At 69.7% G+C, this 26,179-nt stretch carries 16 protein-coding genes; 6 read left to right on the top strand and 10 right to left on the bottom strand.

The features are described 5' to 3' along the window. Window positions 1-65 precede the first annotated feature (65 nt). Both ACZ5J1_RS00410 and ACZ5J1_RS00405 read left to right on the top strand, forming a co-directional pair. Entirely contained in the window at window positions 66-7,532 is a 7,467-nt protein-coding gene (locus ACZ5J1_RS00410; RefSeq protein WP_464564832.1) for a DUF5979 domain-containing protein, read from the top strand. Next, a complete protein-coding gene (locus ACZ5J1_RS00405) occupies window positions 7,529-8,215 on the top strand; it encodes a class E sortase (protein ID WP_464561543.1) in 687 nt (228 codons plus the stop codon). The genes ACZ5J1_RS00410 and ACZ5J1_RS00405 overlap by 4 nt, the downstream gene beginning before the upstream one ends. Here the strand turns inward: ACZ5J1_RS00405 and ACZ5J1_RS00400 are convergent. After that, on the bottom strand, window positions 8,202-11,600 hold the full coding sequence (locus ACZ5J1_RS00400) for an Ig-like domain repeat protein (protein WP_464561541.1): 3,399 nt from the start codon (window positions 11,598-11,600) through the stop codon (window positions 8,202-8,204). The genes ACZ5J1_RS00405 and ACZ5J1_RS00400 overlap by 14 nt on opposite strands. Before the next feature lie 42 nt (window positions 11,601-11,642). Beyond that, complete coding sequence (locus ACZ5J1_RS00395) at window positions 11,643-12,104, bottom strand: nuclear transport factor 2 family protein (protein WP_464561539.1); 462 nt, start codon at window positions 12,102-12,104, stop codon at window positions 11,643-11,645. A gap of 58 nt (window positions 12,105-12,162) precedes the next feature. Here ACZ5J1_RS00395 and ACZ5J1_RS00390 point away from each other — a divergent pair, with 58 nt between their 5' ends. The 3 genes from ACZ5J1_RS00390 (at window position 12,163) to ACZ5J1_RS00380 (ending at window position 16,224) form a co-directional block, all read left to right on the top strand. After that, window positions 12,163-13,092 (top strand): oxidoreductase, encoded by a 930-nt coding sequence (locus tag ACZ5J1_RS00390; RefSeq protein ID WP_464561537.1) that lies wholly within the window; start codon window positions 12,163-12,165, stop codon window positions 13,090-13,092. 112 nt (window positions 13,093-13,204) lie between these two features. After that, entirely contained in the window at window positions 13,205-15,073 is a 1,869-nt protein-coding gene (locus ACZ5J1_RS00385; RefSeq protein ID WP_464561535.1) for an acyl-CoA dehydrogenase, read from the top strand. Window positions 15,074-15,150: 77 nt separating this feature from the next. Continuing rightward, window positions 15,151-16,224 carry a family 43 glycosylhydrolase gene (locus tag ACZ5J1_RS00380; protein ID WP_464561533.1) on the top strand — a complete coding sequence of 358 codons (1,074 nt, stop codon included), beginning with the start codon at window positions 15,151-15,153 and terminating at the stop codon, window positions 16,222-16,224. On the opposite strand, the gene ACZ5J1_RS00375 is transcribed toward ACZ5J1_RS00380, so the two are convergent. Then, window positions 16,211-16,852, bottom strand: a complete 642-nt coding sequence (locus ACZ5J1_RS00375; RefSeq protein WP_464561531.1) for a hypothetical protein — start codon at window positions 16,850-16,852, stop codon at window positions 16,211-16,213. The two genes, ACZ5J1_RS00380 and ACZ5J1_RS00375, sit on opposite strands and share 14 nt — an antisense overlap. A gap of 73 nt (window positions 16,853-16,925) precedes the next feature. After that, on the bottom strand, window positions 16,926-17,738 hold the full coding sequence (locus ACZ5J1_RS00370) for a hypothetical protein (RefSeq protein WP_464561530.1): 813 nt from the start codon (window positions 17,736-17,738) through the stop codon (window positions 16,926-16,928). A gap of 95 nt (window positions 17,739-17,833) precedes the next feature. On the opposite strand from ACZ5J1_RS00370, the gene ACZ5J1_RS00365 reads away from it, so the two are divergent. Beyond that, window positions 17,834-18,298 carry a GNAT family N-acetyltransferase gene (locus tag ACZ5J1_RS00365; RefSeq protein ID WP_464561528.1) on the top strand — a complete coding sequence of 155 codons (465 nt, stop codon included), beginning with the start codon at window positions 17,834-17,836 and terminating at the stop codon, window positions 18,296-18,298. A 47-nt stretch (window positions 18,299-18,345) separates the two neighbouring features. Here ACZ5J1_RS00365 and ACZ5J1_RS00360 read toward each other — a convergent pair whose 3' ends face one another. The 6 genes from ACZ5J1_RS00360 to ACZ5J1_RS00335 form a co-directional block, all read right to left on the bottom strand. Beyond that, window positions 18,346-18,813 carry a GNAT family N-acetyltransferase gene (locus ACZ5J1_RS00360; RefSeq protein WP_464561526.1) on the bottom strand — a complete coding sequence of 156 codons (468 nt, stop codon included), beginning with the start codon at window positions 18,811-18,813 and terminating at the stop codon, window positions 18,346-18,348. A gap of 110 nt (window positions 18,814-18,923) precedes the next feature. Then, window positions 18,924-20,243: an HNH endonuclease gene (locus ACZ5J1_RS00355; RefSeq protein WP_464561524.1), complete on the bottom strand. Its 1,320-nt coding sequence runs from the start codon at window positions 20,241-20,243 to the stop codon at window positions 18,924-18,926. Window positions 20,244-20,293: 50 nt separating this feature from the next. Beyond that, a complete protein-coding gene (locus ACZ5J1_RS00350; RefSeq protein WP_464561522.1) occupies window positions 20,294-21,106 on the bottom strand; it encodes a crotonase/enoyl-CoA hydratase family protein in 813 nt (270 codons plus the stop codon). 22 nt (window positions 21,107-21,128) lie between these two features. Then, window positions 21,129-23,747, bottom strand: coding sequence for a M12 family metallo-peptidase (locus ACZ5J1_RS00345; protein WP_464561520.1), 2,619 nt, complete (start codon window positions 23,745-23,747; stop codon window positions 21,129-21,131). A gap of 52 nt (window positions 23,748-23,799) precedes the next feature. Continuing rightward, on the bottom strand, window positions 23,800-25,047 hold the full coding sequence (locus ACZ5J1_RS00340) for a fatty acid desaturase family protein (RefSeq protein ID WP_464561518.1): 1,248 nt from the start codon (window positions 25,045-25,047) through the stop codon (window positions 23,800-23,802). A 23-nt stretch (window positions 25,048-25,070) separates the two neighbouring features. Continuing rightward, entirely contained in the window at window positions 25,071-26,171 is a 1,101-nt protein-coding gene (locus ACZ5J1_RS00335; RefSeq protein ID WP_464561517.1) for a ferredoxin reductase, read from the bottom strand. Window positions 26,172-26,179: the final 8 nt, after the last annotated feature.

Genomic DNA, 26,179 nt, shown 5'->3' with positions numbered 1-26,179 from the left:
GCTAGAGTGCCAATATCGGGCGGCCCGCGCCCGAGATGGGGGTTGTCATGGGTCGCCTGCTCCGCGTGGTTCTCGCACTGGCTCTGGGGCTGCTCGCCTTCACCGGGTACGGGCTACCGGCCGCGTTCGCTGCTGATGCCGACCTCCAGATCTCCAAGACGGTGAGCTCCCCGGGGCCGTACGAACCGGGCGACACGTTCACCTACTTCATCCAGGTCGGCTGCTCATCGACCGGGACCGCGGGCTGCACGAACGCCGTCGTCGACGACACGCTTCCCGCTCCCCTGATCCTCGATCCGGGTGCCACCAACCCGATCACCGTCGTGATGTCGCCGAGCGCCACGGCGACCGTCACCCCGGACGGTGACAACAGCTTCACGGTCGCCGGCGGCCAGAACGTCAACGGCACCCCCGGCATCGTGGCCGGCGGATCGATGATCATCACGGTCCAGGTGAAGGTGCCAGACGACGCGAGCGCCGACTTCGACGGAACCTCGATCCGGAACACGGCCGCCGTGACCGCCGGCAACGCCGATCGGCAGACGTCGTCGGTCGACGTCGATCTCCAGGTACCCACCACTCTGGTGGCGGGGATCGACAAGACCGGCGCTCCGGGCACGCTCCCGGCGACCCCCGACAAGAACGTCAACTGGACGCTGACTCCGAGCAACGAGTCCAACCAGACCGTCGACACGATCGTGGTCGAGGACACCTTCGACGGCACCAACCAGGACTACCTGGACTTCGACTCGATCACGACGACGCCCGCGCCGCCGACCACCACGTCGACGACCGTGGAGTACCTCGTCGGCGGCAGCTACACCACGACACCCCCCGCTGACCCGGCCGACGTCGAGGGCGTGCGCGTCACCTACGAGGGCACCTATGCGCCCGGCGCGTCCGGCACGGTCGGGATCACCGAGGTCACCAACGACTCCGTCGACACGATCCCGACCGGCGACACCGTCGCCGTCACCAACACGGCCGAGTCCACGGTGGCCAAGGGCGGCGCCATCTCCACGCCCGACAGCGACGACGCCAGTGTCAACCTCTCCCGCAACGACCCGGACGTGGCGATCACGAAGACCCTCAGCAACACGAACCTGACAGTCGGCCAGGACGTCACCGCCGGGATCAGGGCCACCGTCGGCAGCCAGAACGTGCACGAGCTGACGATCAACGAGCCGTCGGCCGGCTCCGACTCCTTCACCGACCAGGGACTGGTCTTCGACGGCTTCGGTGCCGGTGTGGCGTGGCCGCTCAACGCCCAGTCCGCGTCGATCACCTACACGGGCACGGGCTGCCCGGGCACGCCCCAGACGACGACCACCCCGAACACCCTGCCCGACCCGCCGGCGGGCTGCACCGTCGACGGATTCTCGGTCACCTACACGGCTGCGGACGGCACCGACGGCATCCAGGCCGGCTCCTACGCCGACATCCCCGTCGAGTTCACCGCCACCACGGACACCGACGTCACGCTCAGCTCCACCAACGACGTCGACACCACGGTGACGAACTTGGACGGCGCCGACGGCACCGACAACGACTCGGCGTCCTTCCAGATCCGCCCGCTCGAGGTGCACACCGAGACCGACAAGACGATCACCCCGGACAGCATCTACGCCGTGCCCGGCGCCACGTCGCAGGTCGCGCTGCCGTCCAAGGTGACCGACTCGCCGGACTCGACCATCGGATCCGACCACCTCATCGTCAGCGACCCGGCGCGTCCGCCGCTCGGCACGGCGTTCTTCACCCAGTACTTCAACGTCACCCGGATCGCCAGCACCGACATCCCCGCCTGCACCACGCTGACGGTCAACTACTGGTCCACGACGACGAACTCCTGGACCCTGCTCACCGGGCCTATCGCGGGGGCCGTCTCCGGCTTCACCTACGCGATCCCGGCCTCGGTCCAGTCCCAGATGGGCGGCATCCAGTTCGACTTCGAGCCGAGCACCGCCGCCGGCTGCCCCAGCACCCTCCCGCCGGGATTCAACGTGATCCCCCGGTTCGACATCCAGCTCAAGCCGGGCGTCGACAACGTGGACACGACGCTGACCAACACGGACCAGTCCGAGGTGCACAACGACAGCATCGACCAGGGTGACACCGACGACGCCAGCGACACCATCGACCTCAACCACGTCGACGACGGCACGGGCGTGGACCTGGTCGACAAGACCTGGCTTCAGAACGACGTGCCCGCCCTGTCCGGCGGCACCCGCACCGCCCGCGTCACCTGGACCACCGGGGGCCTGAACTTCGCCCAGATGGTGATCACCGACCCGGCGTCGCCCGCCGAGCTCGGCCCGGGCAACCCCGGGATCGCGACGTCCGTGTACGACGCCTTCAACCTCGCCCGGATCGCCCCGATCACGCCGGCGACCGACCCGCAGATCGCCGGCGACCGGGTCAGCAAGGTCGAGCTCTACCTCAGCGGCGCCTGGACCGACGTGACCAGCCAGGCCTGCTCGAGCGCAGCGGCGTGCACCGGCACCTTCCCTGGCCTCGTGCTGAATCCGACGCAGCAGCAGACCACCACCGGGATGCGGATCACCTTCGCCGAGGACCCGGCGGGGGCCGGCATCGGCACCAGTGCCGCGGGCCGACCGCTCGATCTCGACTTCACCCTGCGCGACACCCTGCGCAGCAACCCCAGCCAGTACGTGCTCGGCGAGTTCCACCCCTACACCTACAACACCGGAACCCCGGGCGTGGTCGACAACACCGTCAACGCCGTCGGCTCCGGCGGACTGTCGGGGACCTTCACCGCGACCGACGACGACACGATCACGATCACCGACGCGCCGGTCGACGTCGACACGACGAAGACCTTCGACCAGGACGTGCTGGGTCTCCCCGACTCCAGTGTCGACCCCACCGACTACCCGCTGATCGACGCCGACCTCAGCGCCGCCAACGCCTCGGCGGCGAAGGTCTCCTCGCTCTCGATCGCCGACCCCTCCCCCGACCAGGCCGACCCCACGGCCTTCGACGTGCTGGACCTGGTCGGCATCGCCAGCATCACCCCGCCGGTCGGGCTCTCCACCGACGACCTCACGGTGACCCTGACCCGCGGCCTCGCGACGCAGGACTACACGTACACGCAGGCGCTGGGACTGGCGCCCTCCGCGCTCGCCGACGTCACGGGCGTGACGATCACGGCCGAGAGCGCGAGCGGCGCTCCGGTCATCGTGTCCGGTGGCGTGCTCAGCGCCGACCTCGTCTTCCGACTCCGCCAGACCAAGCGCAGCGGCGGGCCGGTCACGGTCACCAACGGGACGCAGATCGTGAACGACTCCCAGGCCACGGCGGACAGCCCCGGTCGGATCCCGTGCCCGGGCACCGCCTGCTCCTCCGGGATCGACAACGCCACCGACGGCTTCAACATCGTCGACGCGTCGTACTCGATCTCGACGTCGAAGACGATCAACCCGACGGAGATGTACGAGGACGTCGACCCGCCGAACTACACCACCACGCTGCACGGGCAGCCCGACGGCAACGCCCGCACCACCCTCTTCACGCTGACCGATGACGCGACGACGTTCTGGAACGTCATGGACTACGCGAGCGCATCGTTGACGGTCCCCGCCCCGATCAACAGCGTGCGGATGGACGTCAACGTCGGCGGCTCGTGGATCGACGGCGCCTGGACCGACGCCACCCCCGGCTCCAACAACACGTTCGCCCTACCGAGCGGAGTCAGCGCCACCGACGTCGTCGGCGTCCGCTTCCAGTTCCGGTCCCTCGACGCGACCGACACCCCCGTGCAGTGGGAACGCCCGTTCAACCCCTCGATCGACGTCGCACTCCGGACCACGCGGCGAGACACCCAGCGCAGCACCGGGAACCCCGTCACCACCGACGAGCCCGGCATGCCCGACAACACGGGTGAGTCAGCCCCCGGGGTGATCAGCAACAGCGTCCAGGCCCATGGCGACGGCCAGTTCGGCGACCAGACGTTCACCGACGACGAGAGCGACACCGCCTCGACCCTGGTGAAGCACCTGGTCAACGCGATCTCGGTGAGCAAGTCGCCCGGCAACCCGACCACTCCGCCGACGTACAACCCCGTCGGCACGGTCCCCTACGTCCTCACCTTCACCAACGACGGCCAGTGGCCGATGACCGGCTTCACCGTGACCGACCAGTTCGACCTGGTCGACGGCGAGGTCCCAGTGGTCGAGCCCGACCCGACCGCCTACACGTTCTCGCTGACCAGCACGAACCCCGACCACCCCGCACCCGACCCCACACCGGCGTTCACCGCCAGCCTGGACGAGACCACCGGGCTGCTCACCGTCACGATGCCGCCCGGGTTCGTCTTCTACCCGGGCTGGACCCTCACGGTGAACGCGCCCCTGAAGTTCGCCCCCGGCCTGTCCCCGGACGCCGTGGTCCACAACACGGTAACCACCACCTCCGACCGCGACTTCGAGAACTGCGACTTCACCTCCGACACCGCGTCGCAGCCGACCACGCACAACGTCGAGGAGTGCTCGGCCGACACCGACGTCGCGCCCCTGGCCGCCGCTCCGCTGTCGATGGCGAAGAGCGTCAAGGGCGTCGCCGCCGGCGCCCCGGGCAGCGGTGACGACGACCTCGGCGTGATGGCGGTCGCCGGCTTCACCGCCGCTAACTGCACGGCTGCCGCCGCCGACATCCGTGGCTTCTACAAGGCCCCGTGCCTGCCGGTCACGCGCCCCGGCGGCATCGAGCGCTGGCAGCTGGAGATGCGCAACACCGGCAATGCGAACGCCAAGGTGATCGCCCTGGTCGACACGCTGCCCAAGCCTGGCGACACCGGTGTGATCACCTCCGCGGCCCGCGGCTCCGAGTTCGCCACGACGCTGCGCAACGTCTTCGACTCCAACCTCGCCACGCTGACCTACCCCGGCGCGACGCTGACCGCCTACTACTCGACGGCACGCCTGAGCACCTCGTGCAACAACAACGCCATGCGCGTGCACACCGCCAACGAGAGCCCCGACCCGTCCTGCGCCTTCGGCTGGACGGCCTATACCTCCGCCACCTCGGACGCGACCCTCGCGGCCGCCCAGTCGATCAAGTTCGTCATCGACTGGGGTGCGGTCACCGATCCCGACCCCACCGTCCACCCGGGCCTCCGGCCCGGAGAGACGCTGCGGGTCACCTTCGACAGCCGCACGGCGACCGCCGTGCCGAAGACGACCGGGTTCGCCAACCCGCTGCCGGTGGCCTTCAACTCGTTCGCCGGGTCGTCCCGCGTGGTCGCGACCGCTCACCAGAACGAGCGCGCCGAGCTGAGCCTCGAGCCGACCAAGGCGGGCATCGCCACGGCATTCGGCGCGGTGAGCATCACCAAGGACGTGAGCGCGCCGGCCTTCTCGGTGCCGGTCACCCTGCCGGGGACCTACGCCTTCGACCTCGAGTGCCTGTCCGACGGTGATCCCGTCGCTCTCGTCGACGCGAGCGGCGCCCCCGTCACCTCGGTGAGCGTCACGGTGTCCGGCACCTCGGGCACGACGGTGGTCAACACCTCGGCCGAGCCGGTCAACATGCCCCTGTTCGCCACCTGCACCTTCACCGAGAACCCGGTGCCGACCGGAGCCACGGTGGACTACGACCCGGGTCAGGACGCCACCGCCGACGGATCCCTCGCCTCGATCGCCACCGTCCATCACCCCTACGCGGGCGATGACGACGCGCAGACGGCCGTGACCGCGACGAACACCTACACCGCCGGCGGGTTCACGGTCACCAAGACCGTCACCAACGGCGGCGCGGTGGACCAGGACGGCGACCCGATCGCCTATGACCAGGTGTTCACGTTCACCGCCTCCTGCACCTACCTCGGCACGACCATCCTCACCCAGTCGTTCACCCTCACCGACGGCCAGTCGAAGGCCTACACGGGCCTCCCGACCGGAGCGAGCTGCACCGTGACGGAGACGCTGCCGGGCCTGGCCACGCCGACCATCACCGTCGACGGAGCCGCCTCGACCAACCCGGCCACGTTCACGATCGGCAACGCCACGACCGTGGCGGTCGCGGTGACCAACGCCTTCACCGTCGGCTCCGTGACGGTCACCAAGGACGTCACCGGTGACGGCGCCCTCCCGTGGGGCCTCAACCCGTTCACGGTCCACATGAGGTGCACCCTGGCGACCGCCGATCCCGACGTGGTCTACGAGGCCGACCACCAGTTCCAGGCACCGCTCCCCGCCAACCTGACCTGGACGGTGGACAACCTCCCGACCGGAGCCCAGTGCACCGTCACCGAGCCCCAGCAGGGTGGCGCCAACAGCACCACGATCGCACCGAACCCGGTGACCGTCGGGGTCGCCCCGGCCGTCACCACGGTCGCGATCACGAACACGTTCACCACCGGTTCCGTCGAGGTCCGCAAGTTCCTCCTCGGCGCCGGCACCGATGCACCGCCGATCAGCAACGGCAGCTACGTCATGACGATCAGCTGCACGCGCGTGGTCGACGGGGCGACGGTCCCGGTCGTGCCGATTCCCGGAGGCGCGGACCGCACCATCACCGGGGCCGGCACGGCCACCTGGGACGGACTTCCGGGCGGGGCGCGCTGCCGGGTCAGCGAGACCAGCAGCACGCCCGAGGCCCAGGCGACCTTCGTCCTCCCCGCAGGAGGGCTGGTCACGGTCCCGAACGGCGGCACCGCACCGACCGTGGTGCGGGTGGCCAACTACTTCGGCACCGGTTACCTGCAGATCACCAAGCTGCTGACCGGGCCGGGCGCGGCCCTGCCCCCGTTCCAACCGATGACGTTCCAGGTGACCTGCACCCTCGAGGGCGAGACCTTGCTGGACGAGTCGGTGACCCTGACCCCGGAGGCCGGCGACACCTCGATCTCCTCCGACGTGCTGGGGCCCCTGACCGTCGGCACCACCTGCCTGGTGGAGGAGACCGACGCCGGTGACGCCGACGCGACCAATGCGCCCGTCACCGTGGTGATCACCAGCGGCACCAGGACGACGCCCGTGGTCGCGACGATCACCAACACCTACGGCGCCGGGACGGTCGAGATCACCAAGGTGCTCGGCGGCAAGTTCGCCGACGAGGACCTGCTCACCACCTTCAAGTTCCCGATCACCGTCACCTGTCAGCTCGAGTACGTCGACGCCACCGGTGCCACCGTGCGCGGGACCGTGCTCGCGCAGGACATCACCATCAAGGCCGGCAAGACCAAGGTGATCACCGGAGCCGACGGGAAGCCGGCCCTGGTGCCGACGGGCAGCCACTGCTGGGCCGAGGAGACCGATCCGATGGGCGCCAGCGAGGTCGTGATCACGAACAGTGACTACGAGTCCGGCGCCGTGGTCCCGAGCACCGCTGGTCGGGCGAGTCTCGACATCACGGTGAAGAACATCTACAACGACGGCAGCGACCTGTTCCCGCTCACCGACGACGACCTCGGCGGGACCGGTTCGTCGATCCCGCGGCCGTTCCTGTGGGTCGGGGTCGGGGCGATCGTGGCAGGCCTCGTGCTGGCACTCGCCTCCCGCCGCCGGAAGGGATGACGCGCAGGGCCGGCCGGCGGCGGTGGTTGCTCGCGCTCGGGATCGCACTGATCCTGAGCGGGCTCGCCGTCGTCGGCCTGGTCGCCTGGCAGTACGTCGGCACCACGGTGATCTCCCACCACCGCCAGGAGTCGGCGGTCGGCCAGCTCCATGACGGGTGGAAGGACGGCACCGCCGAGGTCAGGACGGACTGGGGCACGGTCGAGGCGATCGTCCGGATTCCGCGCTTCGGCGAGGACTATGCGATGCCGGTGCTGGCGGGCACCTCGGACAGCGCACTCGCCGCCGGACTCGGGCACTTCGGCGGGACCGCGGACCCCGGCGAGATCGGCAACTACGCGCTCGCCGGGCACCGGATCACCCACGGCCAGCCGCTCCGGGACATGCCGGACCTGCGGGTCGGCGACGCGGTCATCGTCGAGACCCAGCGCGAGCGCTTCACCTACCGGCTCACGAGCGCCGGCGACGCCCTCGAGGTCAGGAACGACGCGACCTGGGTCCTGGACGACGTACCGGAGAACCCGAAGCCGGGCGGGACCGAGCCGGCGCAGGTGCCGGGCCAGCGGCTGCTGACCCTGACCACCTGCGCCGAGCTGTTCCACACCGACGAGCGACTGGTCGCCTTCGGCGTGCTGGAGTCGAGCGAGCCTCGGAGCTCCTCGGTCCCGCTCACTTCACCTTGAGGGACAGCACCTTGCTGGTGCTCCGGTTGACGGACGCGTTCCCGGCGAAGGCCACCGACAGTGCGTGCTTGCCCTTCTTGAGCTTGGGCAGGGTCACCGTCACCCGGCCCTTGGCGGCGGCGGTCACCGAGACGGTCCTCAGCACCTTCTTGCCGTCCATCACCGTCAGGGTGCCGGTGGGGGTCGCTCCGTTGCTCGCGCGCACCGTGACGGACAGCTTCACCGTGGACTTGCGGGTGACCTTGCCCGTGCCGATCCGGGCGAGCGCCACGGTCGACGACGCCTTCGCCGGCACGGCGACCGCACGAGCCACCGAGGTGACCGCCGGCGCCGCCGAGAAGGACAGGGTGAACCGACCGTAGGTGTCGACCCAGGTCTGTCGGGTCGCCGTCTGGCGGACGGCGATCTTCTTGCCGGCCAGGGCCTTCGTCACGACCAGGGTCGCGGACGTCGCCCCGGCGATCGGGGTGCCGTTGGCCAGCCACTGGACACCGACCGTGCGGCTGACGCCCCAGGCTCCGGTGGTGGTCCTCAGGGTGGCCCCGACGGCCGGCGTCCCGGTGAACTCCACCGACGCCGTCGGCGGGACGGCACCCACGCAGGTGATCTTGAGGGCGAGGTCGACCTGGATCGGGGGGACCTGCATCGGCTCGGTGACCGCCGTGCTGCACCCGTCCTTGGTGGCGGTGACCTTGTACCAGCCCGCGATCACGTCCCACTGGAACGCTCCGCCGGCCTCGGTGACCATCGGGTTGGCCCGGTTGTCGGCGTCCATGATCTCCGAGCCGTCGGGGACGTCGATGAACGGGCCTTCGGGGTTGTCGGCCCGCGACAGGGTCACCGTCGCACCGGTGACGGGTGATCCGTACTGGTCGAGGACGACCCCGGCCGGATCGATGTACAGCGAGCTCGTGACCGTGGGACTCCCCGCCGCGCACGACGTCGGGACGGTGGTCGTCATCGCCTGGACGCCGTGGTTCGGGATGTCGTAGGTGTGCACCTTCGCCGTGGTGAACGTGCCGATCCCCGACCCGTTGGTGCTGTTCGGCTTCAACGTGAGCGTCCCGCTCGCACCCCCGAGCGACCAGGTCGGGGCGACCGCGGTCGCGCACCCGACCACAGTGAAGGTGACACCCTCGAAGTCCATGATGGTGAGCGACGGCATGCCCTGGAACGAACCGCCCGAGGAGCCGACCCGGTTGTCGACGGCCGGGACGGCGCTCATCGTGATGGTCTTCGTGACCGTCGTCGCCCCCGTGAACGTCAGGGAGCTCGCCAGATGGTCCGAGCCACCGTCGACCACGACGGTGTAGGCGACGCCCGGTTCGACCGCGACGCGGTAGGTGCCGTCGGCTCCGGTCACCGTGCTCGCACCGGCTCGGCACGAGCCCGCGGCCGAGCAGACCGAGACGGCGGCGCCGGCCAGCGGGGTGCTGTCGGGCTTGGTGACGGTGAGGGTGAGCAGGCCGGGAGCGACGCCCACGGGACCGGCCGTCGCCGTGGCCGTCCCGGAGTATCCGGCCTTGGCGCCAGCGACCGTCGCCGTGACCCAGGCTCCGGCGTCACCCGCGAGGAGGGTCACGCTGCGACCGTCGGAGGCGGCGTCGGCCGCCCGGGAGACACCACGCACCGTCCACGACACGGACGTCGTGGTGCCCTCGGGCCAGGTGCCGGGATCCACGGTGAGGGTGCTGCCCTCGGCCGGGATCCCGGTCAAGGTCGGCGCACTGGTCGGAGCCAGCGCGCCCGGGGCGATCGGCGCGCTCTGCACGGTCGCCGCGGCGACCCGGTCCGCGTAGCCGGCACGGCTCCCGTCGACCAGCACCCGGACTCGCTTCCCGAGCACGTCCACGGTCGGGACGTACGTCGCCCCGGTGCCGACGCCGACGTAGCCCTCGCCCAGGTCGGCCTGCCAGCGGTAGCTGGTGGTGGTGTCGGCGGGGGTCCAGCTCACCGCGGAGGCGGTCAGGGTCGCACCCACCTGGGCGGTGCCGGAGATCGTCACACCGCCGGTGAGGGTCAGCTGGCCGACCTTCACGTTCGCGGTCGCAGCGCTGGGCGTGGTCTCCCCGGAGTGCGTCACCGCGACCTGGAGAGCGTGCCCGACGTCATCGGGGCCTGGCGTGTACGTGGCGCTCGTCGCGCCAGGAATGGGAGCGAACGCCTCGCTGTCCGAGCGTCGCCACTGATAGGTGAAGGCTCCGGTCGGATCCACCCAGGTACCGGTGGACGCCGTCAGCGCGACACCGACCGTGGGCGTGCCGGTGATCGTCGGAACGGCGAGGTTCTGGCTGCCCTCCCCGATCCGGTTGAGCCCGCTGAAGTCGATGACGTACAGCTCGCCGGCGCTGACGGCGAGAGCGTTCGCGTAGAACACGACCCGGAGGGCAGGCCGCGAGTCACCGATCTCCAGGTTGCTGGAGTACTCCGACTCCTCAGCCTCGTCGGCGCTGTTCAGTCCGGCGACGACCGTCAGGGCGCCGTCCTCAAGGCGCACGACCAGCGCACTGGTGCCGAGGTAGATGCTGTCGCCGGTGACCAGGATCGAGGACACGAATCCCAGATCGGCCTCGGTCGCCGGGACACCGGTGCTGGGGTGGTCCCCACCAACGAGCGGAGTCGCCCCGCCGCCGGCGATCACCGTGGCCTGACCGCCCTCGACCGCGATGACCTGGTGGAGCTGATAGTCAAAGACGTAGAGCACGTGGTCGGCCACCGCCAACGTGGTGGGGAGCTCCAGGTCGAGGTCGTCGGCCTCGACCAGCTGAATCGCTCCCTCATCGAACCGGAGGAGGGAGGCGCGGTTCACCTCGACGAAGTAGAGGCCGGTGTCGTCGATGGCCAGCCCGGCAGGGTTGTCCAGGTCGATCCCGAGCGCGGCCACGGCGCTGGTCGAGCTCACGGCACCGCCGTCGCCACCTCCGGCGACGACCGAGAGGTCCCCGGTCTCGGCGCTGATCTCGGCGAGCAGCGCCGGCGTCGCCTCGTCGGTCGGCTGGTGCAGCAGGATGAAGGTGTTGCCGTCGGCGTCCTGGGCCGCTGCGACGGGGTTGCCGAGGTTCACCTCGGTGGGGTCCACCGAGGTGGTGGGATCGTCACCGCCGACCAGTGGGGTCTCACCACCGCCGGCGACGACGGTGGTCTCGCCGGTCGGGCTGATCTGCTTGACGACGTGGTTCATGGTGTCGGCCACCAGCAGGTCGCCGTCGGGCAGCGCCGACAGGTCGCGCGGAAGCATCAGGCCCTGAGCGACCACCTCGAAGGTGGCGGGCGGCGACGCGACCTCCGCGGCTCCAGCGGGGGCGAACAGCGCGAGACTCGACGTCACGACCACGGCCGAGACGGTCGTAGCGACGCGGCGACGTCGCTCTACCAGAGAAGACATGGAGCGCGGATCGGCTCCGGGGTGGGGGTTCTGAGTCGTTTGTCAGGGCGCCGGTGTGAAGTTCGCCATGGAGCGCTCGGGCTCCCAGAAGGCCTTCATCGACGCGACCCGGCCGTCGTCGTGGATGACGTAGACCATGATCAGGTCGGTCGTGGAGTAGGAGCCGTCCGGGAACGTGGTCCTGATCCGACCGATGTTGGCGCAGGTGTTGGAGCCCGGGTTGGCGAAGGAGTCGTTGATCGTGAACTCGAACGACGCGATCGGCGCGATCGCCGCCTCCCAGAACGCGGAGATGCCGGCGTGGCCGTGGTGTCCCTTCCCCTCGGGGTCGAACATCGACGGGCCGACCGGGTCCTCGAGCACCGCGTCCTCGGCGTAGACGGTCAACCACTCGGCCAGGTCACCGCGCGAGACCGCGGAGTAGGAGCGCTGCGAGGCCAGCCGCGCCGGGTGCGGGTCGTTCGGCGCGTTCCAGATGATCGTGTCGGGGAGGGCGAGCGTCATGCCCATATGAGAACACGTTCTAGTTTCCCTGCCAAGGGCCTCCCACTACGGTGAGCCCATGGCTGCCCACCCCCCGTCCTGGACCCTTGCGCAGATCCCCGACCTGAGCGGCCGGACCGCCGTCGTCACCGGCCCGAGCGTCGGCGGGATCGGCTTCAACACCGCCCTCGAGCTGGCCCGCGCGGGCGCTCACGTGATCCTGGCCGGGCGCAGCGGCGGGAAGCTGGACGAGGCGGCCCGCGAGATCAGCCTCGCCGCCCCCGGCTCCTCCACCTCGAGCACCCTCCTCGACCTCACCGACTTCGCCTCGGTCCGCCGCGCCGCCGACGAGATCGGCCAGCGCGGGCCGCTCGACCTGCTGGTCAACAACGCCGGCGTGATGGCGACGCCGTTCAGCCGCACCACCGACGGGCTCGAGCTGCAGATCGGCACCAACCACTTCGCCCCGTTCCTGCTCACCGCCCTGCTCCACCCGGCACTCGAAGCGGCTCCCGCGGCCCGTGTGGTCACGGTGTCGAGCATCGTGCACAGCTATGCGAAGCAGGCGCCGCTGGACGACCCGCGCGCCGACTTCCCGCACTACAAGCGCTGGCCGACGTACTCCCGCTCGAAGCTGGCGAACCTGCTCTTCACCTACGAGCTGGAGCGTCGCCTCCGGGCAGGGTCGAGCCAGGTCCGCGCGCTGGCGGCCCATCCCGGCTACGCGCAGACCCACCTGATCACCGGATCGAACACCTTCGGACCCCTCTCCGGGATCCTGACCAAGGCCTACCGTCCGATCTCGCAGGGTCCCGACGGCGGGGCCCTGCCGAGCCTGATGGCCGCGACCGCCGACCTCCCCGGAGGCACCTACACCGGTCCCAGCGGCCTGGGGCAGACCCGCGGGGCACCCCAGGTCGTCACCTCCAGCCGGCGCTCGCACGACCTCGCCTCGGCGTCCCGGCTCTGGGATCTGTCCCTCGATGTCACAGGTGTCACCTGGCTGTAGCACGCCCCGGTCTTGCACAGGTTTGTGGCACGACCTACCCTTATGTTACTGGCCGGTAAGTTATCGGCTGTCCTCCTGCGATCCAGGCACCGAGACAGACAAGGGTGGGGCTGTGAGCCACTACAAGAGCAACCTGCGCGACATCGAGTTCAACCTCTTCGAGGTCAACGGCACCGACCGGCTGTTGGGCAACGGTCCGTGGGCCGACCTGGACGTCGACACCGCGAAGGAAATCCTGGCTGAGGTCGAGCGCATCTCGCGCGAGGACCTCGCCGCGTCCTTCGAGGACAGCGACCGCAACCCGCCGGTCTTCGACCCCGCGACCCACACCGCTCCGGTGCCGGCCTCGTTCAAGAAGTCGTACGACACCTGGATGGAGTCGGGCTTCTGGAGCCTGTCCGCCCCCGAGGAGATCGGCGGTACGGCGGCGCCGGCCAGCCTGGTCTGGGCGACCGCGGAGATGATCCTCGGCGCCAACACCCCGGTGTGGATGTACGGCTGCGGCCCGTTCTTCTCCAAGGTCGTCTACGAGAACGGCAACGCCCGCGACAAGCGGATCGCCGAGATCATGGTCGAGCGTCTCTGGGGCGCCACGATGGTGCTGACCGAGCCCGACGCGGGCTCCGACGTCGGCTCCGGCAAGTCCTTCGCCACCGCGAACGAGGACGGCTCCTGGAACATCACCGGCGTGAAGCGCTTCATCACCAGCGCCGAGTCGGACCTGCAGGAGAACATCATGCACCTGGTCCTCGCTCGCCCCCGTGGCGTCGAGGGCGTCGGTGGCCCGGGCACCAAGGGCCTCTCGCTCTTCCTGGTGCCGAAGTACCACTTCGACCACGAGACCGGCGAGCTGACCGGCGAGCGCAACGGCGCCTACGTCACCAACGTCGAGCACAAGATGGGGATCAAGGTCTCCAACACCTGCGAGGTCACCTTCGGCGACCCGCAGATCGGCGGCGGCGAGCCGGCCAAGGGCTGGCTGCTCGGCGAGGTCCACGACGGCATCCGCCAGATGTTCGACGTCATCGAGAACGCCCGGATGATGGTCGGCACCAAGGCCATCTCCACGCTCTCCACCGGCTACCTGAACGCGCTCGAGTTCGCCAAGACCCGCGTCCAGGGTGCCGACCTGACCGACCCGGCCAAGGACGCGCCCCGCGTCACGATCACCCACCACCCCGACGTCCGCCGCTCGCTGATGCTGCAGAAGGCGTACGCCGAGGGCATGCGCGCGCTGGTCTTCTACACGACCACGTGGCAGGACAAGATCCTGCTGGCCAAGGCCGACGGCACGATCGACAGCGACGCGGGCAAGCTCGCCATCGCGATGAACGACCTGCTGCTCCCGATCGTCAAGGGCTACGGCTCGGAGCGGGCCTGGACCCTGCTCGGCACCGAGTCGCTGCAGACCTTCGGTGGCTCCGGCTTCCTGCAGGAGTACCCGATCGAGCAGTACGTCCGCGACGCCAAGATCGACTCGATCTACGAGGGCACCACCGCGATCCAGGGCCAGGACTTCTTCTTCCGCAAGATCGTCAAGGACCAGGGCCACGCGATCGGCGCGCTCGCCGGTGAGGTCAAGGAGTTCCTCGCGACCGAGGGCAACCCGGAGCTCAAGGGTGCGCGCGACCTGCTCGCCAAGTCCCTCGAGGACGCCGAGGGCATCGTCGGCCACATGTTCACCGACCTGATGTCGGCGCAGGAGGAGATCTCCAACATCTACAAGGTCGCGCAGAACACCTCGCGCCTGCTGCTCGCGCTCGGCGACGTCGTCGTCGGCTGGCTGCTGCTGCGCCAGGCCGAGGTCGCCGCGGCCAAGCTGGCCGAGGGTGCTGCGGACAAGGACGTCGCGTTCTACGAGGGCAAGGTCGCTGCGGCGAAGTTCTTCGCTGCTTACACTCTCCCCAAGATTGCCGCTGAGCGTGCGATCGCCGAGGCGGTCGACAACTCGCTCATGGAGATCAGCGAGGACGCCTTCTGATTCTGGATCACTCCAGCTCGTCCCGCCCGGGTTCCCCTCAGGGGACCCGGGCGGGTCGTTTCTGCGCCCTGCTCGCGATGGCCGTGACTCTGGTCCTGCTGGCCGGGCTGAGCCAGCCGGCGTCGGCGGCGAAGAAGCCCCGGCCGAAGCCGCGATCGTTGACCGCATCGACCAACCTCGCCGATCCCGGGGTGGTGCGGGCCGGCGGACGGTTCATCGCCGTCGCCACCGGCGCCGGGGTGCCGCGGGCGACGTCGCGCAACGGCACCACCTGGACCACGGGCTCCACGGCCCTGCTCCGGAAGCCCGCCTGGGCCAAGGTCGGCGAGACCTGGGCCTCGGACCTGATCAAGATCGGGAACCGGTGGGTGCTCTACTTCGCCGCGCCGGTCCGCGGGCTGAAGCCGTCGAGCCACTGCATCGGCGTCGCCACCGCGTCGCGTCCGACCAGGTCCTTCACCCCGGTCGGCGACCGACCGCTGGTGTGCCCGCCCAACGCCCAGGTCCCGGCCGCCGAGGACCAGTTCGTCGACCCGGTCGCGCCGAGCCCCACGCCCACCCCCACGCCCGAGCCGAACCCGCCGGGCTCACACGGTGCGATCGACCCCTCGGTGAGCATCATCAACGGCCGCCCGTACCTCTACTACAAGACCGACGGCCGGCCGTCGTCGATCCGCCTGCTCGCCCTGACCGCCGACGGGCTGCACGCCTCCGGCCGCAGTCGGCAGGTACTCACCTCGAGCGGGGTGATCGAGAACCCGGTGCTGGTCCGGCACGGTCGCTTCTGGATCCTCTTCACCTCCGAGGGCGACTACTCCCGCTGCAGCTATCGCACCGTCTACCGGCGGGCGCTCACGCCGTTCGGCAGCTGGCAGGCGGCCACACCGCACGTCTTCCTCAGCTCCGACAGGCAGAGGCTGTGTGGACCCGGTGGCGCCGACGTGGTCCGCACCAGCTCCCGGACATTGCTCTACTTCCACGGTTGGACGTGCCGGAACACCCGCAAGCCCTGCGCCAACGGCCTGCACGCCTACCAGGGTCGTCACGCCTCACGGTTGCCGGTCCGCTCCCTCTACGGCCTGGAGCTCGGGTTCACGAAGGGCGGGTTCCCCAAGGTCAAGGGTTGGCTCAAGCCGGTCACGAAGCGTTGAGCGGGATCCGAACGGTGTACGCGGCCTGACCGTCGCGCAGGCGGATGATCTGGTCCGGGTCCGATGTCGAGTTCAGCCAGGTCGCATCAGTCAGCTTGCCTTCTGAGAAGGTCCACGCTCCGGCGTCCATCTCCCAAGCGCTCGTGATGTCGACGGTGACCGGCGGACGTTCCACCTCATCGCCGACTCCTGTCGTCAACACGTAGGGGCCTGAACCCCTGTTGGTGTCGAAGCTCGGCGACGTGCCGTACTTGTCTCCCCAGGAATCGACTGCCGACCGGATCTCGTCCACGTCGGCGAGGAACTTCTGATCCAGATCGGCGCGCGAGACGGTGCGGGCCACCGAGATCGTGTCGGTCGCCGAGTCGTAGTACAGGGACGCCCCGCCAGCGGTGAGGTACAGCTTGTAGGTGACATCGTCCTCGGTCGCGTCGTAGTAGACCTCGCCCTTCGATGCCAAGCCGTAGGACGCGAGGTCCCCGCCGCCGCCCGCCTGGCCACCGGGTTCGACAGCAGTCTCGGCGAGCCATGCATGGGACATCGTCACCTTCTCCTCCACGCCAGGCAAGGAATCGACCAGGTTGGCCTCGGCCCGCGTGAGGTCGCTGACGGCAAGGGCCGTCCGCATCGCCGATGTCGGCGCCGGTGTCTCAGCGCGCTGGCGTGCTTCTGTCTCAACCAACGGTGGCGAGGGACGCAGGTCACGCAGGACGCGAAACCGCTGTCGCGCTCTCGTCCGCCTGGGTGGACGACCGACGGCGGGAGCGCACGGCGAAGATGGCCGCTTGCGCGATGACGGCCGCCGCCGTGGCGAGGCCGAACGCGGCGGCAGTGCTCAGCACGGGCAAGGCAACGGCGAGCGTGAAGCTGAACGCGGCGAAGCCACAGAAGCCAAGGAGGAAGCTGCGTAGCAGGACGCCGACCTGGCCGCTGCCGCCGAGCGAATGTGTGAAGACGGCAAGGACGCTGGTGATGACCGGGAAGGGCGCCAGCAGCCCGCTGAGATGGGGGCCGACGGCGCCGGAGACGGCGGTCAGCGTGAGCACGAGACTCGTCGCACAGAGCGCCCGAGCCGGCAGATCCCACCAGGGCAAGACAGCGGGGGCCTGCACGGAAGGTGCCGACGGCAGGACTCGCAGTCCCAGCGCGAAACAGGCGATGGACAGGATCAGCGACAGCATGAGAGGCGGGTGGACCAGGCTCAGTGCGGCGACTCCGACGAGAAAGGACGTCCACCCGCAGAGCAAGCTCGGAAGTGGGCCGACGCTCACCGCGAGACGGCCGTAGGCAACCACGAAGGCGGTCAGCGCTGTGAGGCCGAGCAGAGTGCCGGCGGCGGCATCGGCACCGAAGTCGTCACCGTGATGGAGCGTCTCCACGAGCAGGATCGGACCCGCGACGACGGGTAACCCGCCCAACAGGCCGGCGACGGCGACTCCCCAGCGGCGACCGGCGAGTGAGACCGCGACGACGCAGAGCGGCGCGAGAAAGATCTTCGCAGCCAGCAGGGTCACTCTCGGCAGACTCCCAGATCGGCGCCAACCCGGCCAACTTGTCACCTCTGAGAGGCTGGCCCTTCCTTGCGCCGAGATTGTCTACGCTGCGTGCCGTGGGTGACGTGGTGGTGCGAGGTGCGACAGCCAGTGATGTGGCTGCCCTGGTCGACCTGCGAGCGCAGATGTTCGAGGCCATGGGCACGGTGGAGACGACTGGCGAGTGGCGCGAGAACGCGTTCCGCTGGTTTGCCGAACGAGTGGACGACCCCGACTACTGCATGTCGGTCGTCGAGCTTGATTCCGAGGTCGTCGCTTGTGCGATGGGCGCGATTCGCGACGCTGCTCCGTCCCCTTCCGTCCCTGAGGGCCGCGACATCTTGGTGAGCAACGTCTGCACGGCTTCGGAACACCGGGGCCGTGGCTACGGCCAAGCCGCAGTCGAGGGCGTCATGTCGTGGGCCCGGCAGACGGGCGTCGGCCGGGCGGAACTCCTGGCAACGTCATCCGGGCAGGGCATCTACGAGCGTGCCGGCTTCCAGGAAACGGCGTTCCCCGCGATGAGGGCTCGCTTGGGGTGAGTGTCGGGCGTCCGGATGGGGTCTTCCAGGTGGGCGCCCTCAGCTACTCAGATGTTGTCGAGGTCAACGACCAGAACGTCTTCGTCGCCGTCGGTGATCTCTCCGGTCGGCGAGAAGCCGAGCGCCTCGTAGAAGGCGCGTGGGGACCCGGTGCCCCGTCGCGCACTCACTTTGAGACGCACGGCACCCGGGCGACCGCGCACGTACTCCGCGACCGAGCGGACGGCGGCACCCCCGTAGCCGCGCCCCTGGAAGCGCCGGTCGACCAGCAGGCGCCACAGCATGTAGCCGGGCTCCTCGGTCGTGTCGTGCAGCATCACGAAGCCCACGAGTCCTACGCCCGGCACCTCGATGGCGCGGCACCACGCCTGCGGGTACACCCCCGCTTCTGCCAGGGAGACCGCAGTCGAGGCGACGAAGCGCTCCTGCTCCGCGCTCACCGACAGGTCGCAGACCGCACGCACGTTCTCCGCTGTGATGGAAACGAGTCGCACGAAGGGCGTCGTCGTCGGCACCTGGCACACGATATGCGCATCGTTGGCTGGTGTTGACGGCGGGTGCAACCGCCGCCCGACCATCGGTATGAGCGTGCGAGGGAGTGGCCCGGCACCGGGTCGAGGCAGAGTCAGTGGGCGAAGCTGATGGGTGTGGTGCCGTCCCGGGTGCGGAGCAGCAAGTCACCAGTGGGTGTGCGCCACAGATACATCCCCGCCGCGAGGCGGGCGTAGGTCCAGTCGGTGAAGGTCTTCAACCGATGGTGATATCTGCACAAGGGTGCGAGATTCGATGACCGGGTTTGGCCGGGCGGGCCGTCCTTGTCGAAGGCGTTGATGTGATCCAGATCCGCCTTCCGTGCGCGTTTGTTGCAGTACGGATGCGCACACGTCCTCTGAACCAAGAACAACTGCTCACGCTGCGTCTGTGACGGGGCGTACGGGTTGCGGACCAGGTCCTCGTTCAGGTCGATCACGGGCCGCACGATCACCTTCCCCGCACCCGAAAGCCATTCCTTCACCCGAGCCACCGGCACCAGGGTGTCCGGTGCCTCGAGACGTGCCCACGCAGCCATGGCCGGATCAGCATCAAGATGGACGTAGAGGCTCGCATCCCGCGCCGTCGAAGGCGCCACCGTCAGATCACCGGCCAGGATCCGGCGAGCGATGATCCCCACCGCCCGCGCCCGACGCACATCCAACGACTCCTCCGACCCGGCAGCGCGTTGTTCCTCGGCCACCATCGCGACCGCAGCATCGAAGTCGATCGCATCCGGCAGATCCAGACAGGCGTAGGTGTCGACCACACCGTTCTGGTTCAACGCAGCCGACTCGAGGTGGACCTCCACCTTCCGCGAATCAGCTGCTGCTTCAGCACGCCGGGCCGCCTCATCCGGGTCGAACCGCGTCAACGCCTCCGTGATCAACCGGGTCAGGGTGGTGTGGCCGACCTTCTCGAACCGGTACGCCAGCTGGGCATCCATCCACGCCGCCCCCTCAGCAGACAGGGGTCGGGTGGCGGCAGCGACCAGGCGGGCCTTCCAGACCGGGAGGTGTTCCTCCCACAACCGGTCGAAGAGCTTCGGCAGCCGGTAGGCGAGTTCGAGAGCGTCCCCGATCCACAGGCGCGCCTGGGAATCCGACATCCCCAAGGCGACAGCGAACTCGGCGATCGCGTCCTCCCGCACCAACGGGGCGCCCTCGCCGGCGAGCGGGATGTCATGGAGCAGATCCAGGAGTGCCGGCCCGCGTCCGAAGGAGACGCCAGGGCCGGACTCGGGGCCGTTCTCGGCGGCCCACTCCACGGTGTAGTGCAGTTTCGAGACCTCAGCGATGGCTGCCATCTGCGCACTGTGGGCAGCCATCGCGAGCATGTCGTTGACAGGGAACCCGGCGGTCGGACCCAGGCCACGACCAGCCTCCGACCCCTCGTCGAACACCGGCTCCTCCATACCCCGAACCTAGACGGCACCACCGACAAAACCGTGGGCCATCAAGGAGGTCAGCGCTGGCGGGGCTTGTACTCCGGAGCGACCTTCTTGAACGCGGCGGTGCGGGCGATCTTGGCGTTCGCGCTGAAGAGCAGGGGAAGCTGCTCGAGGCGCTCGCGGGCGAAGGTGCGGCGCGGCGAGGAGTGCCAGGTGCGGTTGAAGATCCGCTTGGTCGCGGCGAGGGTGTCGGGCGAGCGGCCCTTCAGCTTCTCGGCGAGGGCGGTGGCCGCGGCGATCGGGTCGGCGTCGAGCTCGGTGACCAGGCCGAGCTCGTGGGCCTCGTTGCCGGAGAACATGTCGGCGGTCATCGTCAGCAGCTTGGCGCGGTCGATCCCGATCAGCTCCGACAGGGACTGGATGCCGGACATGTCGGGGATGATCCCCCACTTGCCCTCGAGCACGGACCAGGTCGAGTCGGGCGAGGCGATCCGGAAGTCGGCACCCAGGGCGATCTGGACGCCGCCACCGAGGCAGTGCCCGTCGATCGCGGCGATCACCGGGACCGGCACCTGACGCCACGCCCAGGAGGCTTCCTGGAAGGTGTTCGTGCCACCCCGGCGCCACGGCCGCGGGGTGAAGGCTCGGACCACGGCCGCCGGCTGGGAGAGCACGGTGGCGAAGTCGAGACCCGCGGTGAACGCGTCACCCTCGCCGGCGATCACGACCGCGCGCAGGGCCTTGTCCTTGCGCAGGCGGTGCGCGGTGGCGGCCAGCTGCTCCAGCAGCGGCAGGGTCAAGGCGTTGAGCTTCTCCGGGCGGTTGAGCCGCACCTGGGCGATGCCGTCGGTGATCGTGCAGGTGACCAGGTCCGTGGAAGCGTCCATGGACCGATCCTAGCCCGATAAGTTACCGGGGAGTAACCGCCCTGGTGCGGGCGCTCGCGGCGCTGAGCCCGAGGGCGTTCCGAGCCTGGACGACGACGGCGTACGTGGTCTTCTTCTTCACCTTCATCACCAGCTCCACGCGCCGTACGGCGGCCTTGGCGGTCACCCTCTTGGAGCCCGTGATCCGCCCCTTGGTGAGGGTGTAGACCGTCACCAGGTACGACGTCGTGGGGAACGTCCCCGTGGCGCCGGGCCGCCAGGTCGCCACGATGGTCTTCTTGCCGCCCTTCTTGCCGGGGCTGAGCGCCGCGACGGGTCGGCCCGGGGCCGTGTAGGCGAGGGTGAAGTGACTCGGCGTCTCGCCCTTGGCGTTGACCGCGGAGACGGTGAAGGTCCAGGTGCCGGCGGGAACTCCCGACAGCGTGAGACCGCGATAGAGCGGCGACAGGCCGGACTCGTCGTAGGCGATGCGGCCGGTGGGCCCGCCCTGCCTGACCGTCAGGCGGAAGGAGTCGACCGCTCCACCGGTGGCCGGAAGCTTCCAGGTGATCAGCACCGCACCCACCGTGGAGGTGGCAGCCACCTTGAGGCCGACCACCTTGCCCGGCGGCAGCAGCAGGAACGAGCTCTCGCTCGCCGCGACGCCGGCACCCAGGGCGTTGAGCGCACTCACCGTGACCGTGACCGGCGCGGTCGTCGCGGAGGGAACCAGATAGCTCAGCGTGGCGGCGTCGACGTCGACCGGGGCGTCGTTGCCGACGGTGACCCGGTAGCCGGTGATCGGCGACCCACCGTCGCTGGCCGGAGCGGCCCAGGTCGCTTCGGTGCCGGCCTCGGTGGTGGTCACCGTCAGTGAGCGCGGGCTCCCGGGGACGAAGGCCACCGGGGAGACGCAACCGGTGGTGGCCACGGTGTATCCGCCGAGCGAGCCGTAGTCGTCGTACCCGAGGCTTGCCCAGTCCCCCTGACCGACGCCGTCGACCCGCACGAAGTACGGACCACCGTCGGCGGGGACGGTCAGGGCCGCATCCAGGCCCGACGCGGTGGGGACCCACGGGTTGTTCTGCCAGGGGTAGCCGCCGGCCGTGCGGGCCTGCGTGGTGGCGGGGGTGACCGGACTCGCAGGGCTGGTCCCCGCGACCGCCGCGCCCGTGGCGTCGAGCAGGCTGAGTGAGAGGTCGAGGTCGGGGCCGTCGGACACCGGCATGGCGGCGATGGTCGCGCCCGCGGCACAGGTCCCGATCGCGTAGACGTCGACGTCGCCGGCCGAGGTGATGTAGGCCGTCCCGGCCGAGATCCCCGCGGCGGTGCCGACCGCGGCGCCGGCCTCGTCGTCCCGGGATCCGGCGATCCCCCGGATGATGGCGATGTCGTCCTGCAGCGGGATGCTGCTCGCGGGGAAGCCGTCCCAGTTGCGGGCGCCCGGGTAGGAGCCGCGCGACCACTGGCTGAGGGCGTTGTAGTAGCTGCCCCCCATGATCGTCGCCCACGGCTGGGTCGGGCTCCAGGCGGTCTGCCCCGCCAGGCCCGAGCCGGGCTGGTAGTAGTTGTCGCCCGCACTGCTGTTGCCGTCGTGGACGAGCCCGAACGTGTGCCCGGCCTCGTGCGAGACCGCTTCGGCGACCGCGCTCGGTTCGTTCTGGAGAGCGTCCGGGAAGACCCAGGCGATGTCGTTGCAGGCCAGCTGCGTCGCGGGGTTGCAGCCGTAGTCGGCGACCTTGTGGTCGATCACACCGGCCCACGCCAGACCGCCACAGACCCCACCGCAGAGCTGGTTGTGCACCGAGGTCGATCCGGTGATCACGACGTGGGTGCCGATCAGCTGGTCACCAGCGGAGGACTTGGTCAGAGCCTCCTCGCCCGGGTCCTCGGTGGTGACGTCGATGTCGAAGGGCGCGAAGTCCTCGGCCACGCGGGCCCAGATGTCGTGCACCGCAGCGAGCTCGGCGGCGGGGAAGGTGGAGCCGGACGCCGTGTCCGTGCCACCACCGGGGTGCCATCCCGGGTAAGTACCCGGGTCGAGCCCGTAGGGGTCATTGGTCCAGTTCATCGCGCTGGTGACCTTCACCCCGGTGAAGTCGAGGTAGATGGTCGTCGTGGAGCCCGGCAGGCTGTGCAGCGCGAAGGTCTCGGCCGGGGTGAGGACGGGCTGCGTGCCCATCGCGGCTTCAGCCCGCGGCGCGCTCGTGCCGGAGCCGGCGGTCGCCGACGCCGGCACGGACAGCGCCTCGTCGCTGAACGTCAGCATCCCCGAGGGCGTGATCGTCGCCTCGTCGTCGCCGCGCAGCAGGGCGGTCAGCTGGGTCGGGGTGAACCCGTTGAGTCCGGCCACCTCGGGCAGGCGCGCGCCGAGGGCGTCGACTGCTTCCTCCCCGCTCACGGCCTCGGGAACGACCGGGTCCGTCGGACGCGCGGGGGTGGCGTGGCCAGCCTCCGCCGAGGAGGCAGCGGGTGGTGCCGCGGAGGAGGTATCGGACGGCACCGCCGACGGGTCGGCCGACGGCGACGGCGTCACGGTGAGGCTCGGCGGTGCGGGGTCCGCGGACGTGTCCGTCCCGGGCGCGGGGTGGAGTGAGGCAACGCCGACCGCGGCAGCCACGCCGGCTGCCACCCCGAGAAGCGCCAGACGGCGCGGAGACATCACAGGACGACAGGCTAGACGCAGAACCTGTGAATGGGGATCAGACGATCGGTCAGGCCTGCTGGGCCCCGCGCGCCTCGATCTCCTTGAGCATCCGGGCCCGGTCCTTGCCCTTCGCCTTGAGCACCTTGCCGAGCACGCCGACCTGGCGGGGCAGGTTGCGGATCGAGGTGGTCTCCCACCAGCCGTTGGGGAAGGAGAGCCGCATCGTCTTGTGCCAGGCGCTGGCGGTCTGCTTCGGCAGCGACCCGGTGATGTAGGGCAGGTCGTAGCGCTCCATCAGCGCCCGCACCCGGGGTGCGACCTCGGCGTAGCGGTTCGAGGGGAAGTCCGGCCAGATGTGGTGCTCGATCTGGTGCGACAGGTTCCCGGTCATGATGTGCATCAGCGGGCCGCCGGAGATGTTGGACGAGCCGAGCATCTGCCGGACGTACCAGTCACCGCGGGTCTCGTTCTCGGGGATGTCGTCGAGCTCGAACGTCGCCACACCCTCGGGGAAGTGGCCGCACATGATCACCGAGTGCGTCCACACGTTGCGGCCGAAGTTGGCGACCAGGTTGGCCAGCAGGGTGAACGGCAGCGACGGCCCCGAGAGCAGCGGGTGCACGACGTAGTCGCGCAGCATCTGCTTCCGTGCCTTGCGCAGGGTTCCCTTGACCAGCGCGGTCTGCTCGGCCGGACGCTCGTCCTTGGGGGCCCGGAGGTAGTCACCGAGCTTGAGGTCGTAGGCGGCGATGCCGTACTGGAAGAAGCACATGTTCAGGGCGTTGTACGCCGTCTGGTACAGGCACTTCGGGCTCCACGGCTGGCTCTCGTCGACCCGGACCAGACCCCAGCCGAGGTCGTTGTCCATGCCCACGATGTTCGTGTAGGTGTGGTGCTCGTCGTTGTGGGTCTTCTTCCACCCCTCGGCGGTCGCGACGCTGTCCCACTCCCACGTCGTGGAGTGGATCTTGGGGTCGCGCATCCAGTCCCACTGGCCGTGCAGGATGTTGTGCCCGATCTCGGTGTTCTCAATGATCTTGGAGACCGTCAGGCCGGCGGTGCCGAGCACGAACGCGGGCGGGAAGATGCTGGCCAGCAGGACCACCCGGGAGCCGAGCTCGAGGTAGCGCTGGGTCTTGATCAGCCGACGGATGTAGGCAGCATCGGCCGCGCCCCGCGACTCCAGCACCTCGGCACGGATCGCGTCGAGCTCACGCCCGATCTGCTCGATGTCCGCAGCCGTCAGGTGCGCGATCGGGTTCTTCGGGTCGTACGGCGCGCGCTCGGTGAGGGGCGTGCGGTCGGCGATGGTCATGCGATTCCCTACTACGTGCTTGCTCAGTGGTCGATGACGCACGCGCCGGCGGCGGCGCTGATGCACGTCTGGATGGTGAGGCCGTCGGTCTCCCCGGCCACGGCGACGGTGAGGTCGCCGTTGCGCAGGTCGCGGACCGCGCCCTCCTTGAGCGGGAGCACGCAACCGAAGCAGACGCCCATTCGGCAGCCGCTCGGCATCAGCACCCCGGCCGCCTCGGCGGCGTCGAGGATCGACGTGCCGGCATCGACGTCGAACTCGGTGCCGTTGCGGTCGAAGCGCACCGAGCCGCCGTCACCGACGACGACCGTGGTGGTCCGGAACTGCTCGGTGTGCAGCGCCAGGCCGCGCTCCTCGTGGTGCGCCCCGAGGGCGTCGAGGAGACCCGCCGGGCCACACGCGTACGTCGCCCGCTCGGCCAGGTCGGGGACCAGCTCGCTCAACGTCGCGACGTCGAAGATGCCGTGCTCGTCGTCGTACCGGTGGATCAGGTTGATAGCCCCGGCAGCATCGAGCTCGTCGAGGTTGGAGGCGAAGATCGAGGAGGGCCGGCTCGGCGCGAGGTGCACGCAGACGATGTCCACCCCGGCGCTGTGCGCCGGGTGGGCCACGCCCGAGTCGGTCACCGGGAAGAGGTTGCGCAGCATCCCGATCACGGGGGTGATGCCCGAGCCGGCGGTGACGAAGAGGAACTTCTCCCGGTCCAGCGGCTGCGGCAGCACGAAGTCGCCCTGCGCCTGGTCGAGGTGGACCAGGGTTCCGGGGGCCGTCTGGTGCACCAGGTACGGGCTGACCAGGCCGTCCTCGACGGCCTTGACCGTGATCGAGAGGTAGCCGTCGGGGCGCGGACCGTGGGTCAGCGAGTAGGCACGCCACTGCCGCACGCCGTCGACGTCGACCCCGATCCGGATGTACTGGCCCGGCACGTGACCGGCCCAGTCCTTGCCCGGCTTGAGGACGAGGGTCGCGGCGTCGGCGGTCTCGGGGTGCACCGACACGACGCGGGCACGCAGCTCGGCGCCCTTGCGCAGCGGGTTGAACAGGTCGAGGTAGTCGTCGGGCACCAGTGGGGTCGCCAGCAGCGCCGCTACTTGGCCGGCACGCTCGGCAATCCAGGTCGTCACGTCCATCA

Source organism: Nocardioides sp. JCM 18999, from assembly GCF_055391175.1.
The sequence above is the reverse complement of the archived record's forward strand: the minus strand, read 5'-3'. Positions and strand labels throughout refer to the sequence as shown.